The following is a 1618-nucleotide window of genomic DNA, read 5'->3' as shown; positions in this document are numbered from 1 at the left end:
CCCTGGTACTTACGCCTCGCGGGCAGCCTTCGTGGCCTTCGCCCACCAGGCCATATCGTCGAACAGCCCGTCTGCGGAGCCGCCGATGACGTCCTCGATCTCGCTCATCTCTGCGTTCTCACCCATCGGCGACACCTTCATGAAAGAGCCTGCGGAGATGTGAACCGCGTTGCGCACCGGCACCATCTGCAGCTCCACGCCGATCCCGCGCAGGTGCTCGATCGCCCGCGCCGCGCCCACGCCGCCGTAGCCCATGGCGCCCATCGGCTTGCGGTTCCATTCCACATAGGCCTGGTCGAGCGCGTTCTTCAGCGCGCCCGTGATCGAGTGGTTGTATTCGGCGACGACGAAGATGTAGCCGTCGAACTCGGCCATTTTCTCCTGCCAGGCCACCGCCTTGGGATCTTCCGAGGGCATCCAGGCGTTGGAGGCCTTCTCGTCGAACAGCGGCAGGTCGAAATCCTTGAGATCGACAAGCTCGACCTCGAAGTCCTCGCGCGTTTTCGCGCGCTCCAGCAGCCAGTTGGCGGGCTTTTCGGCGAAGCGGGCGTCGCGGGTGGACCCGATGACGATGGCAATCTTGGGGGTGGTCATGGTTGTCTCCTGAGTTTGGCTCTTGTCTCTATATGTTTTCCAACCAACGCCCCATTCAACATCTGGTTCTGCGCGATTTCGCACATGGGGCAACGCCATGTCGCGCGGCTCTTGCGGAAGGCCGCGCCCGGTGGTTTACCGATCCCATGGCTAAACCGACCGACAACCCGGCAGACCCGTTCAAGAAGGCCCTCGCAGAGGCCACCAAGGTCATGGCCGATGATCCCGAACTTGGCGTCACCTATTCGGTGGACCCGCCGGGCACCACCGGCGACGGGCTGCGCCTGCCGCAGGTTTCCCGCCGGATGAGCGCCGAAGAGGTGCTGATGGCCCGGGGCACCGCCGATGCGCTGGCGCTGCGCCACAAGTATCACGATGAGGGCACCGCCGCCCGCTATGCGCCGCAGGGCCAGCTGGCGCGCGATATCTACGCGGCGATGGAAACCGCCCGCTGCGAGGCGGTGGGCGCCCGCGTCATGCCCGGCACCGCCAAGAACATCGACGCCAAGATCGGCGCCGAGGCCGACCGGCGCGGCTATGGCAACCTGACCAACATGTCCGAGGCCCCGCTGGCCGAGGCGGCAGGCTACCTCGTGCGCAACCTCGCCACCGGGCGGCAGTTGCCCGACAGCGCCCAGAACGTGCTCGACCTCTGGCGCGACCACCTCGAAGGCTCCGCCGCCGGCACGCTGGATGGCCTGAACGATGTGCTCGCCGACCAGCAGGCCTTCGCCAAGTTCACCCGCCAGGTGATCGAAGACCTCGGCTATGGCGATCAGCTTGGCGATGATCCTGATACCGAGGATGACGAGGCCGAGGGCGACGAGGCCGAGCAGGACGAGGAAGAGGCCGACAACACCGGGCAGGACGACAGCCAGGAAGACGAAGAGACCGAGGCCAACCCCGAGCAGGACCAGGAGCAGACCGACGATCCCTCCGAGGCAACCGTCAGCATGGATGACATGGCCGAGACCGAAGAGGGCGAGGAGGCCGAAATGCCCGAGGGCGAGGCCCCGCTGGAGCC

At 66.1% G+C, this 1618-nt stretch carries 1 protein-coding gene and 1 pseudogene; one reads left to right on the top strand and one right to left on the bottom strand.

Going from position 1 to position 1618, the window contains the following annotated elements:
- Window positions 1–9: 9 nt before the first annotated feature.
- Window positions 10–594, bottom strand: coding sequence for an NADPH-dependent FMN reductase (locus DYI42_RS23835; protein ID WP_213549612.1), 585 nt, complete (start codon window positions 592–594; stop codon window positions 10–12).
- A 146-nt stretch (window positions 595–740) separates the two neighbouring features.
- Between DYI42_RS23835 and DYI42_RS23830 the strand changes: the two are divergent.
- A pseudogene (locus tag DYI42_RS23830) lies at window positions 741–1618 on the top strand (cobaltochelatase subunit CobT); the annotation flags it as partial.

Source organism: Vannielia litorea (assembly GCF_018424695.1).
Taxonomy (GTDB): domain Bacteria; phylum Pseudomonadota; class Alphaproteobacteria; order Rhodobacterales; family Rhodobacteraceae; genus Vannielia; species Vannielia litorea_A.
This window is presented reverse-complemented; position numbering and strand designations above follow the sequence as displayed.

Bases quoted from the DNA above. Each gene is read 5' to 3' on its own strand.
- DYI42_RS23835 (WP_213549612.1), bottom strand. From the start codon at position 594: ATGACCACCCCCAAGATTGCCATCGTCATCGGGTCCACCCGCGACGCC.